We start from the raw sequence: 13,198 nt of genomic DNA on the forward strand, positions 1-13,198 counted from the left end.
AATATATTATGATCCCTCTTACGGAGATTTTCTGCTTAATTGATGATTTTTGCAAGCATTTTGATACGGAGCGAAATAAATATATATTACCAAATCCTAACCGTAAGCGTAAAGTGGGCTGCAGTATAGGACTCTCAGAGATTATTACTATTATAGTAATGTTTCACTTGAGTCACTACCGTACCTTTAAAGATTTTTATTTATGCTGCCTATGCCAAAGTTATAGAAAGGAATTTCCAAAACTTGTGAGCTATAGTCGTTTTGTTCAGTTAATGCCAATGAGCTTCATGCCCATGGTGTTACTGCTAAAAAGCCTAACAGGAAAACAAACTGGTCAATATTATATCGACTCTACTAAACTTCCTGCTTGCCATAATTTAAGAATTAATAGACATAAAGTATTCAAAGACATAGCAAAAAGAGGTAAGACTTCCACTGGGTGGTTCTTTGGCTGTAAGCTACATATTGTCATTAACAGTTGCGGAGAGATTATGAGTTTTTCTTTAACTCCTGGAAATGTCGATGATAGAGCAGTGGTGGAAAATTTAGTAGATAAATTACAAGGCTGGCTTTTTGGTGATCGTGGGTATATCAGTAAAAAACTCACTCAATCCCTTGCTAATCAAGGTTTAGAACTAATAACAAAAATTAAAAGTAATATGAAAGAAAGAATAATAGATCCTATTAAAAAGCAGTTTTTAAATAAAAGGCACATTATTGAAACCATTAATGATCAATTGAAAAACCTTTTTCATATAGACCATACAAGGCATAGATCTGTTATGAATTTTCAAACTAATGTATTAGCTGGGCTACTTGCCTATGTTTTCAAACCTAATAAAATTTCTGTAGCTTTTGGAAAATTAAACAATCTCAACCTTCATCTTGCATCAAACTGAGGTTATTATAGTAATGTTTCACTTGAGTCACTACCGTACCTTTAAAGATTTTTATTTATGCTGCCTATGCCAAAGTTATAGAAAGGAATTTCCAAAACTTGTGAGCTATAGTCGTTTTGTTCAGTTAATGCCAATGAGCTTCATGCCCATGGTGTTACTGCTAAAAAGCCTAACAGGAAAACAAACTGGTCAATATTATATCGACTCTACTAAACTTCCTGCTTGCCATAATTTAAGAATTAATAGACATAAAGTATTCAAAGACATAGCAAAAAGAGGTAAGACTTCCACTGGGTGGTTCTTTGGCTGTAAGCTACATATTGTCATTAACAGTTGCGGAGAGATTATGAGTTTTTCTTTAACTCCTGGAAATGTCGATGATAGAGCAGTGGTGGAAAATTTAGTAGATAAATTACAAGGCTGGCTTTTTGGTGATCGTGGGTATATCAGTAAAAAACTCACTCAATCCCTTGCTAATCAAGGTTTAGAACTAATAACAAAAATTAAAAGTAATATGAAAGAAAGAATAATAGATCCTATTAAAAAGCAGTTTTTAAATAAAAGGCACATTATTGAAACCATTAATGATCAATTGAAAAACCTTTTTCATATAGACCATACAAGGCATAGATCTGTTATGAATTTTCAAACTAATGTATTAGCTGGGCTACTTGCCTATATTTTCAAACCTAATAAAATTTCGGTTTTGTCGCATCTATAAATCATACTACATCAAGATTGTTAAAACTAAGGTTTTGGACATTATGATGCCATTAACATAGCAAAATTCTCAAAAGTAGAAAGATTATCATTAGCTCCAATTATTTGTCTTTTTTGCATCATACGAATATTTTCTATACCGGTAATAGTCATTTCTGCAGAATGAAAACTCTTAAAACCAAGCATTGGCTTTGTACGTTTTTTGATAAACCTATGATCTTGTTCTACAAGATTATTCAGGTATTTGGTCTGAACAACCTTAATTTTATAATCTTTAGGAACTTCTGTATTCAAATCATTAAGAGCAGCCGTATTACTACCGCTTTTATCAATTACTACTTTCTCAGGAAAATTATTCTCTCTAAAGGCTTTACGAAAAAATGCAAGTGCTGCAGGCTTGTCTCTATGCTTACGTAGCAGAAAGTCTACAGTATTACCAAGACTATCTAGTGCTCTATATAAATAAACCCATTTACCGTTTAATTTAATATAAGTCTCATCCATTCTCCAACTACTACCAACTGGCTTCTTTCTTTTTCTAACCACCTGATCTATCAATGGTACAAATTTTATAACCCATCTTTGTAATGTAGAGTGATCAATTTTTGCTCCCCTTATACTCATCATTTCTTCCAAATCTCGATAACTTAAAGAAAATCGGCATTTCATATAGACAAATAACATTATTATTTCTGGTGAAGAACAAAATCCTTTGAAATATGATAATAATCTTGCAGTAATACGAAACATCTTAACATCTTTTTTAGATCATTATATCAATCTTTTTTCTATTGTCCAACATATGCGACAGAACCATAAACCATCCTCTTTAAGTAATGTTGATATATCTGTATCATTATTTATTAGTTAACCACTCTGCACTGCAAGTGCAGAGCTTAATATTACGGCATGAATGCCTAATGTATGTACTAACTTAAAAGTTAGAAACTATTTGTGTATGGCTCATTTAGAAAGTGTCACAACACAAAAAGAATATATCTGTGAAGTGTAAGATTTTGTTAAAAAATATCTGTATGATTCATTCTTATCTTTTCTTGATAAGATATTTAAAATTTATGTTGAAACGACGCACTGCAAGTGCGGGGTTTTTCTCCCAAAGTGGGACAATAAATCTATCGCTTGATTCATTGCTTCATTTTGTTTTTGGTGCATTATAATTTCTCCTTTTGTTATATTATATTTTTATATAACCTTTGAAAAATTTACACACTTATTTGTACAGAGCCATATTTTCTATACCGGTAATAGTCATTTCTGCAGAATGAAAACTCTTAAAACCAAGCATTGGCTTTGTACGTTTTTTGATAAACCTATGATCTTGTTCTACAAGATTATTCAGGTATTTGGTCTGAATAACCTTAATTTTATAATCTTTAGGAACTTCTGTATTCAAATCATTAAGAGCAGCCGTATTACTACCGCTTTTATCAATTACTACTTTCTCAGGAAAATTATTCTCTCTAAAGGCTTTACGAAAAAATGCAAGTGCTGCAGGCTTGTCTCTATGCTTACGTAGCAGAAAGTCTACAGTATTACCAAGACTATCTAGTGCTCTATATAAATAAACCCATTTACCGTTTAATTTAATATAAGTCTCATCCATTCTCCAACTACTACCAACTGGCTTCTTTCTTTTTCTAACCACCTGATCTATCAATGGTACAAATTTTATAACCCATCTTTGTAATGTAGAGTGATCAATTTTTCCTCCCCTTATACTCATCATTTCTTCCAAATCTCGATAACTTAAAGAAAATCGGCATTTCATATAGACAAATAACATTATTATTTCTGGTGAAGAACAAAATCCTTTGAAATATGATAATAATCTTGCAGTAATACGAAACATCTTAACATCTTTTTTAGATCATTATATCAATCTTTTTTCTATTGTCCAACATATGCGACAGAACCCCTTCAAATCCCTCAGCACAAGCGAGTTTCGAAAGAGATCTAATATTTTAATCTACCAATTTTTGACAAAGCTAGTTGTTTTTCTGATTGGCTTGATAAACTTTAAACTCAGCTTTTTCTCAGTTTCTTCAAATCATTTGAGTATATTATATCGAATTCAGGTTATTTAAGAGGTATATTTTTAAAGCCTAAAGAAGTAAGCATATGCATGGTTTCCAGTAGTGGTAATCCCATAATATTTGAGTAAGATCCATATATGCTAGGAACAAAGGCTTCGGCATATCCATGAATTCCGCATCCGCCTGCTTTGTTGATTCCTTCATCTAGGCTACAGTAAAATTCTATCTCTTGCTGGCTCAATCTTTTAAACTTGACTATGGTTTTCACTAATTTTTGTCGCAGCAGCACTTGTTCGAGAGTCTTTTTTATTATACAGATACCTGTATAAACCATATGACGCCTTCCAGATAAAATATTAAGGCAATATCTAATATCTTCACTTGTTAAAGCCTTGGGTAGTATTTTTCTACTGTGAACCACAACAGTATCAGCTGCTATAATTATGGCTTCACCACTTATTTTTTTGGCAACAACCTCGGCTTTTTCCTGTGCTAATCTTGTTACCAATTGGGTTGGTAACTCTCGCAAGTACTCTGTTTCATTTATATTAGCAGGAATAATTTGTGTAGGAAATACCTTGATTCTTTTTAGTAATTCAAGTCTTGCAGGTGATTGTGAGGCTAGAACTATAGGTATATTCTGTTGTTTTAAAAAAGTGGATTCTATATTTGACATAAAATATGAAAGACTCTAATGGCGGTGAATAACACGACCTTTTGTTAGATCATAAGGCGTCATTTCCACTGTAATTTTATCTCCGACAAGTATTCTAATACGATTCTTACGCATCCTACCAGAAGTATGGGCGATAATAAAATGACCATTTTCTAACTTCACTCTAAAAGTTGCGTTAGGCAAAAGCTCAAGGACAACACCTTCAAAGTTAATTAGCTCTTCTTTGCTCATTACAACTTAACTAAATTATAATTTTTAATTTCTAAAAAGGCTTGCCGTAGTGGACAATTTCAGAACCACGCTTGATATAAAATTATTAGTTATTCAAACGCTTATACACCAATATTGAAAGAATCTACATTAATATAAAAAATTTGCAAGTAATATAAGGATCACCTCACGAAAAAAGATGTAAAAAGTTAACCACTCTGCACTGTAAGTGCAGAGCTTAATATTACGGCATGAATGCCTCATGTATGTACTAACTTAAAAGTTAGAAACTATTTGTGTATGGCTCATTTAGAAAGTGTCACAACACAAAAAAATATATCTGTGAAGTGTAAGATTTTGTTAAAAAATATCCTATCTTTTCTTGATAATACCAATTGCAATAATTAACACGGTGTATTTATCCAGTCTCTATACATAATTGATTTTACTAAATCTACATTATGAGCAAGTTGATTCCAAGCGTAACAAGCCATAGTGACGATATCTTCATATACACCATAACATTGGTTAGACAAGTAATGATTCTTGATCCATTCCCAAACTTGTTCCATTGCATTAAGTTCCGGTGCATAGGGCGGAAGCGGTATCAAAGTGATATTGCTTGGCACAGTTAGTTTTTTGGCTGTGTGCCAACCTGCATTATCCGTTAGTAAAGCTATATGTCGGTTGCCTTGAATACTGCGAGAAAGGTCTTCTAAGAATTTATTCATTGCCTGTGTGTTTGCATATGGTAAAATTAATGCAAAAGCTTCTCCTGTATCATGGCAAGCAGCTCCATAAATATATGTTGAAATGAATTGCTGTTGCCGAACTTTACGGGGTCTAGTGCCACGCTTAGCCCATATACGAGTTAAGCTACCTTGTTGCCCAACTCGAGTTTCATCTTGAGACCATATCAGGAGTTTCGCAGTTAGCAAAATTGCGAATCAGCTAAAAGGCATCTAATGTTGTTCTGAATTGATGTTTTTATAACTTCCCAAGTTTGTTGATATAAAGTAATTTTTTCATTTATCCTCCTTTTGTTCATATCGAGCCAAGCAAATACGGCAAGGCAAATATGATTTCTCTGAGCTCGACCCGTGCGTGCCTGACAGCGTTCAATACCACAAGTTTGTTTTAATTCTCGATGATAAACTTCTATAGACCACCGTGCCTTAACAATTTTCTCTATTTGTTCACGTGTTGGATTTTCTAAGTTAGTTGTTATGTAATCAATGCGACCATTTTTTGCCACAAACTTAAATACCGTAACCCAACCGTATCCACGTAGGTGAATTTTTAGTCCCTCATCAGGAATCTCTAAACTTTCTAAGCTAACATTATGATTAACTTTTCTATTTTTTCTTAGGTTACTAACCCATGTCCAACCTAAATTACGTATATGTTTCAAATTCTCCAAACCGCTATACCACGCATCCATTACTACTGCATCAGGATTGATCCCTCTTTCCTTAGCTAAAGTAAGCATATCACAAAAATGCTCATTCTTTGTTTTTCCATCAGTTTCTTTATCATATATTCTATAATCTACAGGGGTAGATTGATCAGTTTTAGCATTGTAATGCAGTAAGTTGACCATCCCTATACCAGGTATAACATCATGTACAGCTCCAGAATATTGATAATGTACAAGCTCAATTTTCTTACTGTATTGCTTTGACAATAACGTGTCATCTCCCACTAATAAACAAGAAGCTTCCCTATCAATATATTTTGACACTTCTCTGTAGATCCCGCTAGGGCGGAAATCCTTACTATTTAACCATCGACTTGCACTATCATGAGATAGGTTTATTGGACTTACTTCAGATAATGCTTTACCACTATATCTTACGCTACTTGCTTGTAAAAATGATTTATATAAGTCTTTGCTACATTTTGATCTTGCCATGCTTAACTAAAACTCTTTCTTGCTAGATTAACATATTTTTTGCTAAGTGCGAAACTCCTGCATATATCAACTTTACATCTATCGATATTTTTTGGTAATAATTCTGTTAACATATCTGGAAAGTTTTTTTATATGTATTTTGAGTCTCTTGATTTGACTTTGGATGCATTGAACGAGAAGTAATCCAGCTAAAACCAAGGCGGTGCATAGTATTGTAGACTGTTTTTAAAGCACATTTAGCACCATATTCCTCAAGTAACATGATATGTAACTCCTTTCCAGTTATATACCCACCAGTTTTACTTTCACTGAGCGTATTGATTTTATCAAAAAGAGCAGACTCTTGTATAGTGTTAATCTTCCTAGGGGCACCGCTTCTTTGTGATTCAAATAATCCTTCAAAACCATGATTCCTAAATCTTCTGAGCCATGATTGCACAGTTTTCCAGTGTGACTTCACTATTTCAGATATGGCTTTAAAAGATTTGCCTAATTGAAGGTGATACATCGCCAATAAACGTATACGATTTCGACCATGCGGCTCATGTTTCATCATTTTTATAAAATCATGACCTTCAAAACCTTGCGGTAATATTAACCTAGCTATTTGATTACCTTTTATCAGTTAAAAAACCATTTTATAACACTGCGTTAATTATTGCAATTGGTATAAGATATTTAAAATTTATGTTGAAACGACGCACTGCAAGTGCGGGGTTTTTCTCCCAAAGTGGGACAATAAAGATTTATAAAAAACTACAATTTTTATTGAAAATATGATAAAGATTTAATCTTAAAAATTTTTCACATTTTAATAGTAAACTAAAGAGATTTTAAATGGCTTATATTGTTGGTAATACAGGTAAATGGGAATATGTTATAGGCGTAGAGGTACATGCCCAAATTTCTTCAGAATCCAAGCTTTTCTCTGCTAGTTCCGCCGAATTTGCTGCTCCTCCTAATTCACAAGTATCTTTAATTGATGCAGCAATGCCTGGAATGTTACCAGTATTAAATGAATATTGTGTCCATCAAGCAATTAAGACCGGTCTCGGACTTAAGGCAAAAATCAATCTTAATTCAAGATTTGATCGTAAAAATTACTTTTACCCCGACTTACCGCAAGGATATCAAATCTCGCAATTCTATCATCCAATTGTCCAAGATGGTTATTTAGACATAGTAACTCAGCAGGGAATAACCAAGAAAATTAGAATTAATCGTTTGCATTTAGAACAGGATGCGGGCAAATCTATCCATGATCAATCTCCGTATTATAGTTTCATTGATTTAAACCGGGCTGGTGTAGGATTAATGGAAATTGTTACTGAACCAGACCTTAGCTCACCGGAGGAAACAGCTGAATTTGTTCGTAAACTCAGGGCTTTGTTAAGATATATAGGAAGTTGTGATGGTGATATGGAAAAAGGATCATTACGTTGCGATGCTAATATTTCAGTTAGGCTTCCTGGGAATCCACTCGGAACAAGGTGTGAGATCAAAAACATAAATTCGATTCGTAATATTATGCGGGCAATAGAGTTTGAAGCAAATAGGCAAGTGAATTTAATCGAAAATGGTCAGACAATAATACAGGAGACTAGATTATTTGATGCTGATATTGGTGAAACTAGGACAATGCGTTTAAAAGAAGAATCTCATGACTATAGATATTTTCCTGATCCAGATCTATTACCAATAGTTTTATCTGAGGAGCTGATAGAGCAATTAGCTCGGGAGCTACCGGAACTTCCGGATGCAAAAATTAAAAGATATATTGCAGAATATAGTTTAAACACATATGACGCTGAGGTTCTTGCTGCTGATGAACAGGTAGCATATTATTTCGAAGCAGCAGTGACCTTATGCAATCCTAAGATACTTGCTAATTGGATTATTAGTGAGTTGTTTGGTCAACTTAATAAAAATGCCATTAGCTTAAATGAGTGTAAGATTACCCCAAAAATGCTTGCCCAAATGGTAAAGTTAATAGAAGATGGGGTGATTTCAGGGAAAATTGCCAAAGTAGTTTTTGAAACTATGTTTGAAACTGGCGAGCAACCGGAAAAAATTATTAAAGAAAAGGGCTTAGTGCAAATGTCAGATAGTGGTATACTATCTGCTATAATTAACGAAATATTGTCGGAAAATCCTGATTCTGTTGCTGCTTATAAAAGCGGTAAGGATAAGTTATTTGGCTTTTTTGTAGGACAAGTAATGAAAAAAACTGAAGGTAAGGCCAATCCTAGTCTAGTGAATGATTTATTAAAGGAGAAATTACAATAATTAAAATATTAGGTATTGAATCAAGTTGTGATGATACTGGCGTGGCAATAGTCACCTCAGATAAAGAAATTTTATCAAATGTTGTTATTTCCCAACATCAAGAACACAAGCTTTTTCAAGGGGTGGTACCGGAAATTGCCGCTAGATCACATTTGCAGAATTTAGAAAAAGCAGTTAGATATGTTTTAGATGAAAGCTATCTTGAGTTATCTGATATAGATGGAATCGCAGCCACTTCCGGTCCTGGCTTGATAGGAGGAGTAATAGTTGGCTCAATGTTTGCTAGGTCCATTGCTAGTGTCTTAAAGAAGCCTTTTATTGCAGTTAACCACTTAGAAGGACATTTACTTACTGCTAGATTAACCAATAAGGCTGAATATCCTTACTTACTTCTATTAGTTTCCGGCGGACATTGTCAATTTGTTGCCGCTTCCTCCCTTGGAAAATATAAAATTTTAGGACAAACTATAGATGATTCGGTTGGAGAGTGTTTTGATAAAGTAGCTAAAATGTTGGGTTTGCCTTTCCCTGGAGGCGTAGAAATTGAGAGAAGAGCAAAATTTGGCGATCCGTCTAAATATATTTTACCAAAACCCATTATCCATCAAACTGGCTGTAATATGTCGTTTTCAGGTTTAAAGACTGCAGTACGCATATTAATATCCAAATTAGAACCTATAGGTGATCAAGAAATTAATGATATAGCAGCCAGCTTTCAATATGTGGTTGGAGAAATCTTGTCAGTAAAAATGCTTAATAGCTTTAGAATGTATGAAGAATTTATAGGTAAGTTGCTATTGCCACAAAAAACTTGCGTGCTTGCCGGTGGAGTTGCTGCTAATGATTATTTGAGGTCTATACTTAAGTATCAAGCTGCAACCCAGGGATATGCACTTTTACTACCCCCTATACATTTATGCACTGATAATGCTGCTATGATCGCTTATGCTGGGCTAGAACGTCTACAAAACAATCTTACTGACCGACTCGATTTCTGTCCTAGAGCTAAATGGAGCTTAGAGGATTTATAAAAATGGGTAATCTATTAATTATTCTTCGCCATTTGCTGCTTATTAATAGCCATATAAAACACTAATATCATGCTAATTGAAATGCTCAGCATGAATAATGGTAGTTGTATCAATGATCCATCATGCATATGCCCTATTAATCCTGTAAAGCTTGCAACAATTACATAATACATAAAACCAAAAAGTGAAGATGCTGTGCCAACAAATTTACCATAATCTTCCAAAGCTTGGCTTAAGCAGTTTGGAACTATCATTGTCGTACCTGTCATAATAATACTTAGCCATAATAAAGTTTGTAATAAAGAACCTGTCACATTATCTTTATTAATTAGATTAAAATAGCTAGATAAAAAGAATAGTAGAGATCCTAAACACATAACTTTAATAGCTGTAAAGATAATATTATCAGAAGTTCTTTGCAGTTTATGCATCTTTTTGGATATAAGTCCACCTAAAGCTAAGGGAATACATATAAAGAATGTTATCATACCAAAAGATGAAGTTGAAATATTTAGTCCTGAGATAAAATAAAAAGGTGCTTCAGTAAAATAACCAAATAGCATACCATTCACTGCTCCAATTAAAAATGCTAAACCGAGCAATCTTGGATATCTGATCATTTTAGCAAAACATTCTTTGTAAAGTGGAATAACCAAACGTTCAGTTCTAAAATTTAGGTTAGTTTCTGGAAGTCTAACTGATATTAACACTATGATAAATATTGCAATCACTATCAGAACAAGAAATACCGCCGACCAATGATAAAATTTTATAACAAAACCACCTATAACTGGTCCTATAGCAGGAGAAAACGCCGTGGCAATAGCTATCGTTGAGAACATTTTACCACGCTCTGCTGGTTTTACTACGTCTCTTGCTATAGCAATGCCTAATACTGAGGCAACACTAGCTCCAAAAGCTTGTATAAATCTTGCAGCAAATAACATATTAATATTATCTGCTAGATAACAAATGAAGCATGATAAAGCATAAATCAAAAATCCTGTAAGTACGCAAGGCTTACGCCCATAACAATCAGATAAATTACCCCATATTAAAACACCAATAGCAAAACCGAACAAATAAATAGTAAGTGTGTATTCAGCTAAATTAGCACTAATTGCTAAATCCTTGGCTAAATCAGGAAGTGAGGGAGTATAAATAGTCTCGCTTAATACCGGTATGGTAACCATTAGTATAATAATATATAGTGGTGCGACTATGATATTCTCAATTTTATCTAGTTTCATTAATAACTTCCATTGGTTGCAGATATTGTCCTTTATATACTCTAGCATGCTCACCATTCATTTCCAAATCCAATTTTCCAAATCATTTAAGTATACCCTGTCTATTCCAGTGATCTGACTTTTTTAAAAAATTCCTTCATTAAATTCTCAGAAATTTCTGCTGAAAAATCACTATATATTTCAGGATGGTAAAAACAAGATTTACTGTTAAAGAAACGCCCACCATTCTCAACTCCTCCCTGTTTTGGGTCATTTGCTGCATAAAATAATCTACCTATCCTAGCAAAAGATATTGCAGCAGCACACATTGTACATGGTTCTAAAGTAACATACATATCACAGTCTGATAGATTCTTACTAGATAGAATTTGACAAGATTGATTTATCGCGACAATTTCAGCATGGAGTAGCGGATTCTTTGTTTGTTCAACAATATTATGAGCCTTTGAAATAACTTTGTTACTTATTCTATTAATTATAATAGCACCTACCGGAATTTCATGTTCATTAAAAGCAAATTGTGCTTGTTTTAAAGCCTCCTCCATGAAGAAATTGTTAAATTTGGTTGATGTTTTCACGGTAATTCACTTTTTCCTCATAACCATATGGATCTAGGTGAATAATTATTTCTGCACCTGGAAACTCTAATAACAATGCAATATAAATTTTATCACTAATATAATGAGAACTATACAATGACATATCTCCGTCCATTTCTATGTGACATTGTATAAACGGCTTACTTGCAGCATATCTAGTCTTCATTTCGTGTATACCTTTTACTTCTTTAAATCTAGTAATTATTGAGAGAATTTTTTTTCTATCTTCTTCAGGCATTTCTTCATCAATAAGATTTTTAAAAGCTTTTCTGAATAAAGCATAAGAGGCATATATTATATATATTGCAATACCAATGCCAAATAATGAATCTATAAACCAAAAACGAGTACTTAATTTTATAGAAACAATTACACCAACATTTGTTAGTAAATCTGTAAAATAATGTAATTTATCTACTTTGATTATTTCAGAACTAGTTTTTTTTATCACATAAGTTTGATAAGCCACCAAAATAACAGTTAGGATAATGCACAAATATAGTATATTAATTCCAGATTCTATATTGCTTGGAACTAATCCATCAATAAGAGACCTTAAAGAAGAAAAACCCATAAATAAACCCGAAACAACAAAGAATACTGCTTGTGAAAAAATTGCTAAATCTTGGATTTTTTCATGACCAAATCTATGGTGAGAATCAGGTGGCTGCAGTGCAAAACGAATAGCAATCAAATTAAAAAGAGAGGATGAAATATCAAGCATAGTATCAATTAAAGACGCTAGAATAGACTGAGAATCAGTTACCAGCCACGCATAAGATTTAATAAATAAAATGAATACAGCTATACTAAAAGACAAATAAGATGAGGACTTGATTAAAATTTGATGTTCTGAATTAGTCATATAAAATTTTCGATTTTATAGTATAAAATGTATTAGTGTTAGTATATATTAGTGTATAGTATATACTAACCCTAGGGTGTGTCAAATAACGTAACTCTTAAACATATGGTTTTTATGAATTTAACATGCAAAATTATAGCAATTATTTTAGCAGCAACAATGTTGCATGGCTGTACCGGTATGAATAAACAAGGTGGTGGAACATTAATTGGTGGTGTAGCTGGTGGACTTTTAGGATCGCAATTTGGTAAAGGGACTGGTCGTCTTGCCGCAACTGGTATAGGTGTTTTAGCTGGTGCACTTATTGGTGGTCAAATTGGTCAGACTATGGATGAATATGACAGGAAATTGCTAGAGCTAAGTTGGCAGAAAGCATTAGAGACTACTCCTAGTGGTCAGAGTGTAGAGTGGCGTAACCCAGATAGTGGTAATTACGGGTATGTAATACCAAGCAAAGCTTTCAAAGACGATAGTGGTCAGTATTGCCGTGAGTATACTAAGGTAGTTGTTGTGGGTGGTAAGCAAGAAAAAGCTTATGGGAAAGCTTGTCGTAGACCAGACGGTCAATGGGAAATTGTGCGATAAGTTTTATCAAAACTTATCATCGGTTGACCTTTATACCCCGTTTAGAATATAACATCAGGCTAGCACTAGCCTGATGTTTCTATTGTAAGCCCTACCAACTTTTAAATTACC

15 protein-coding genes and 1 pseudogene are annotated in these 13,198 nt (G+C 33.5%); 6 read left to right on the forward strand and 10 right to left on the reverse strand.

Features of this window, described 5'->3' with window-relative positions; genetic code table 11:
* The first annotated feature begins 8 nt into the window (after positions 1 to 8).
* Together AAHN00_RS09810 and AAHN00_RS09815 are read left to right on the forward strand one after the other, a co-directional pair.
* A complete protein-coding gene (locus tag AAHN00_RS09810; RefSeq protein ID WP_342270939.1) occupies positions 9 to 899 on the forward strand; it encodes an IS982 family transposase in 891 nt (296 codons plus the stop codon).
* Complete coding sequence (locus AAHN00_RS09815; protein ID WP_342271158.1) at positions 886 to 1,620, forward strand: IS982 family transposase; 735 nt, start codon at positions 886 to 888, stop codon at positions 1,618 to 1,620. Before AAHN00_RS09810 ends, AAHN00_RS09815 begins: the two co-directional genes overlap by 14 nt.
* A 41-nt stretch (positions 1,621 to 1,661) precedes the next feature.
* On the opposite strand, the gene AAHN00_RS09820 is transcribed toward AAHN00_RS09815, so the two are convergent.
* Positions 1,662 to 2,369: an IS6 family transposase gene (locus AAHN00_RS09820; protein ID WP_342271159.1), complete on the reverse strand. Its 708-nt coding sequence runs from the start codon at positions 2,367 to 2,369 to the stop codon at positions 1,662 to 1,664.
* Between the two features lie 224 nt (positions 2,370 to 2,593).
* On the opposite strand from AAHN00_RS09820, the gene AAHN00_RS09825 reads away from it, so the two are divergent.
* Positions 2,594 to 2,797 (forward strand): hypothetical protein, encoded by a 204-nt coding sequence (locus AAHN00_RS09825; protein WP_342271160.1) that lies wholly within the window; start codon positions 2,594 to 2,596, stop codon positions 2,795 to 2,797.
* A gap of 62 nt (positions 2,798 to 2,859) precedes the next feature.
* On the opposite strand, the pseudogene AAHN00_RS09830 reads toward AAHN00_RS09825, so the two are convergent.
* The 6 genes and pseudogenes from AAHN00_RS09830 to AAHN00_RS09855 all read right to left on the reverse strand — a co-directional run.
* A pseudogene (locus AAHN00_RS09830) lies at positions 2,860 to 3,489 on the reverse strand (IS6 family transposase); the annotation flags it as partial.
* A 227-nt stretch (positions 3,490 to 3,716) separates the two neighbouring features.
* Positions 3,717 to 4,349, reverse strand: coding sequence for a nucleoside triphosphate pyrophosphatase (locus tag AAHN00_RS09835; protein ID WP_342271161.1), 633 nt, complete (start codon positions 4,347 to 4,349; stop codon positions 3,717 to 3,719).
* 15 nt (positions 4,350 to 4,364) lie between these two features.
* Entirely contained in the window at positions 4,365 to 4,580 is a 216-nt protein-coding gene (gene infA / locus AAHN00_RS09840; RefSeq protein WP_341748261.1) for a translation initiation factor IF-1, read from the reverse strand.
* Between the two features lie 383 nt (positions 4,581 to 4,963).
* The gene (locus AAHN00_RS09845) at positions 4,964 to 5,497 is read right to left on the reverse strand and encodes an IS630 family transposase (protein ID WP_342271162.1); all 534 of its coding nucleotides are present in this window, start codon (positions 5,495 to 5,497) and stop codon (positions 4,964 to 4,966) included.
* Complete coding sequence (locus AAHN00_RS09850; RefSeq protein ID WP_342271025.1) at positions 5,491 to 6,471, reverse strand: transposase; 981 nt, start codon at positions 6,469 to 6,471, stop codon at positions 5,491 to 5,493. Before AAHN00_RS09850 ends, AAHN00_RS09845 begins: the two co-directional genes overlap by 7 nt.
* A gap of 106 nt (positions 6,472 to 6,577) precedes the next feature.
* Positions 6,578 to 7,027: a helix-turn-helix domain-containing protein gene (locus tag AAHN00_RS09855; RefSeq protein ID WP_342271056.1), complete on the reverse strand. Its 450-nt coding sequence runs from the start codon at positions 7,025 to 7,027 to the stop codon at positions 6,578 to 6,580.
* A 281-nt stretch (positions 7,028 to 7,308) separates the two neighbouring features.
* Here AAHN00_RS09855 and gatB point away from each other — a divergent pair, with 281 nt between their 5' ends.
* Together gatB and tsaD are read left to right on the forward strand one after the other, a co-directional pair.
* Positions 7,309 to 8,757 (forward strand): Asp-tRNA(Asn)/Glu-tRNA(Gln) amidotransferase subunit GatB, encoded by a 1,449-nt coding sequence (gene gatB / locus AAHN00_RS09860; protein WP_342271163.1) that lies wholly within the window; start codon positions 7,309 to 7,311, stop codon positions 8,755 to 8,757.
* Positions 8,754 to 9,788 (forward strand): tRNA (adenosine(37)-N6)-threonylcarbamoyltransferase complex transferase subunit TsaD, encoded by a 1,035-nt coding sequence (gene tsaD / locus AAHN00_RS09865; protein WP_342272641.1) that lies wholly within the window; start codon positions 8,754 to 8,756, stop codon positions 9,786 to 9,788. The genes gatB and tsaD overlap by 4 nt, the downstream gene beginning before the upstream one ends.
* Before the next feature lie 14 nt (positions 9,789 to 9,802).
* Here tsaD and AAHN00_RS09870 read toward each other — a convergent pair whose 3' ends face one another.
* From AAHN00_RS09870 to AAHN00_RS09880, 3 genes are all read right to left on the reverse strand, one after another.
* Positions 9,803 to 11,038 carry a multidrug effflux MFS transporter gene (locus AAHN00_RS09870; RefSeq protein ID WP_342271164.1) on the reverse strand — a complete coding sequence of 412 codons (1,236 nt, stop codon included), beginning with the start codon at positions 11,036 to 11,038 and terminating at the stop codon, positions 9,803 to 9,805.
* 101 nt (positions 11,039 to 11,139) lie between these two features.
* Positions 11,140 to 11,583 carry a nucleoside deaminase gene (locus AAHN00_RS09875; RefSeq protein WP_342272642.1) on the reverse strand — a complete coding sequence of 148 codons (444 nt, stop codon included), beginning with the start codon at positions 11,581 to 11,583 and terminating at the stop codon, positions 11,140 to 11,142.
* 10 nt (positions 11,584 to 11,593) lie between these two features.
* Entirely contained in the window at positions 11,594 to 12,502 is a 909-nt protein-coding gene (locus AAHN00_RS09880; RefSeq protein ID WP_342271165.1) for a cation diffusion facilitator family transporter, read from the reverse strand.
* A 114-nt stretch (positions 12,503 to 12,616) separates the two neighbouring features.
* Between AAHN00_RS09880 and AAHN00_RS09885 the strand changes: the two genes are divergently transcribed.
* Positions 12,617 to 13,087, forward strand: coding sequence for an RT0821/Lpp0805 family surface protein (locus AAHN00_RS09885; protein ID WP_342272643.1), 471 nt, complete (start codon positions 12,617 to 12,619; stop codon positions 13,085 to 13,087).
* Positions 13,088 to 13,198 lie beyond the last annotated feature (111 nt).

This window comes from Candidatus Tisiphia endosymbiont of Parasteatoda lunata, from assembly GCF_964030955.1.
Lineage (GTDB): Bacteria > Pseudomonadota > Alphaproteobacteria > Rickettsiales > Rickettsiaceae > Tisiphia.

What these genes read in the sequence shown, in the direction of transcription:
- infA (WP_341748261.1), bottom strand. Translation starts at nt 4,580, where the DNA reads ATGAGCAAAGAAGAGCTAATTAACTTTGAAGGTGTTGTCCTTGAGCTT.
- AAHN00_RS09850 (WP_342271025.1), bottom strand. Translation starts at nt 6,471, where the DNA reads ATGGCAAGATCAAAATGTAGCAAAGACTTATATAAATCATTTTTACAA.
- AAHN00_RS09835 (WP_342271161.1), bottom strand. Translation starts at nt 4,349, where the DNA reads ATGTCAAATATAGAATCCACTTTTTTAAAACAACAGAATATACCTATA.
- AAHN00_RS09870 (WP_342271164.1), bottom strand. Translation starts at nt 11,038, where the DNA reads ATGAAACTAGATAAAATTGAGAATATCATAGTCGCACCACTATATATT.
- AAHN00_RS09875 (WP_342272642.1), bottom strand. Translation starts at nt 11,583, where the DNA reads ATGGAGGAGGCTTTAAAACAAGCACAATTTGCTTTTAATGAACATGAA.
- AAHN00_RS09820 (WP_342271159.1), bottom strand. Translation starts at nt 2,369, where the DNA reads ATGTTTCGTATTACTGCAAGATTATTATCATATTTCAAAGGATTTTGT.
- AAHN00_RS09855 (WP_342271056.1), bottom strand. Translation starts at nt 7,027, where the DNA reads ATGATGAAACATGAGCCGCATGGTCGAAATCGTATACGTTTATTGGCG.
- AAHN00_RS09880 (WP_342271165.1), bottom strand. Translation starts at nt 12,502, where the DNA reads ATGACTAATTCAGAACATCAAATTTTAATCAAGTCCTCATCTTATTTG.
- AAHN00_RS09810 (WP_342270939.1), top strand. Translation starts at nt 9, where the DNA reads ATGATCCCTCTTACGGAGATTTTCTGCTTAATTGATGATTTTTGCAAG.
- AAHN00_RS09885 (WP_342272643.1), top strand. Translation starts at nt 12,617, where the DNA reads ATGAATTTAACATGCAAAATTATAGCAATTATTTTAGCAGCAACAATG.
- gatB (WP_342271163.1), top strand. Translation starts at nt 7,309, where the DNA reads ATGGCTTATATTGTTGGTAATACAGGTAAATGGGAATATGTTATAGGC.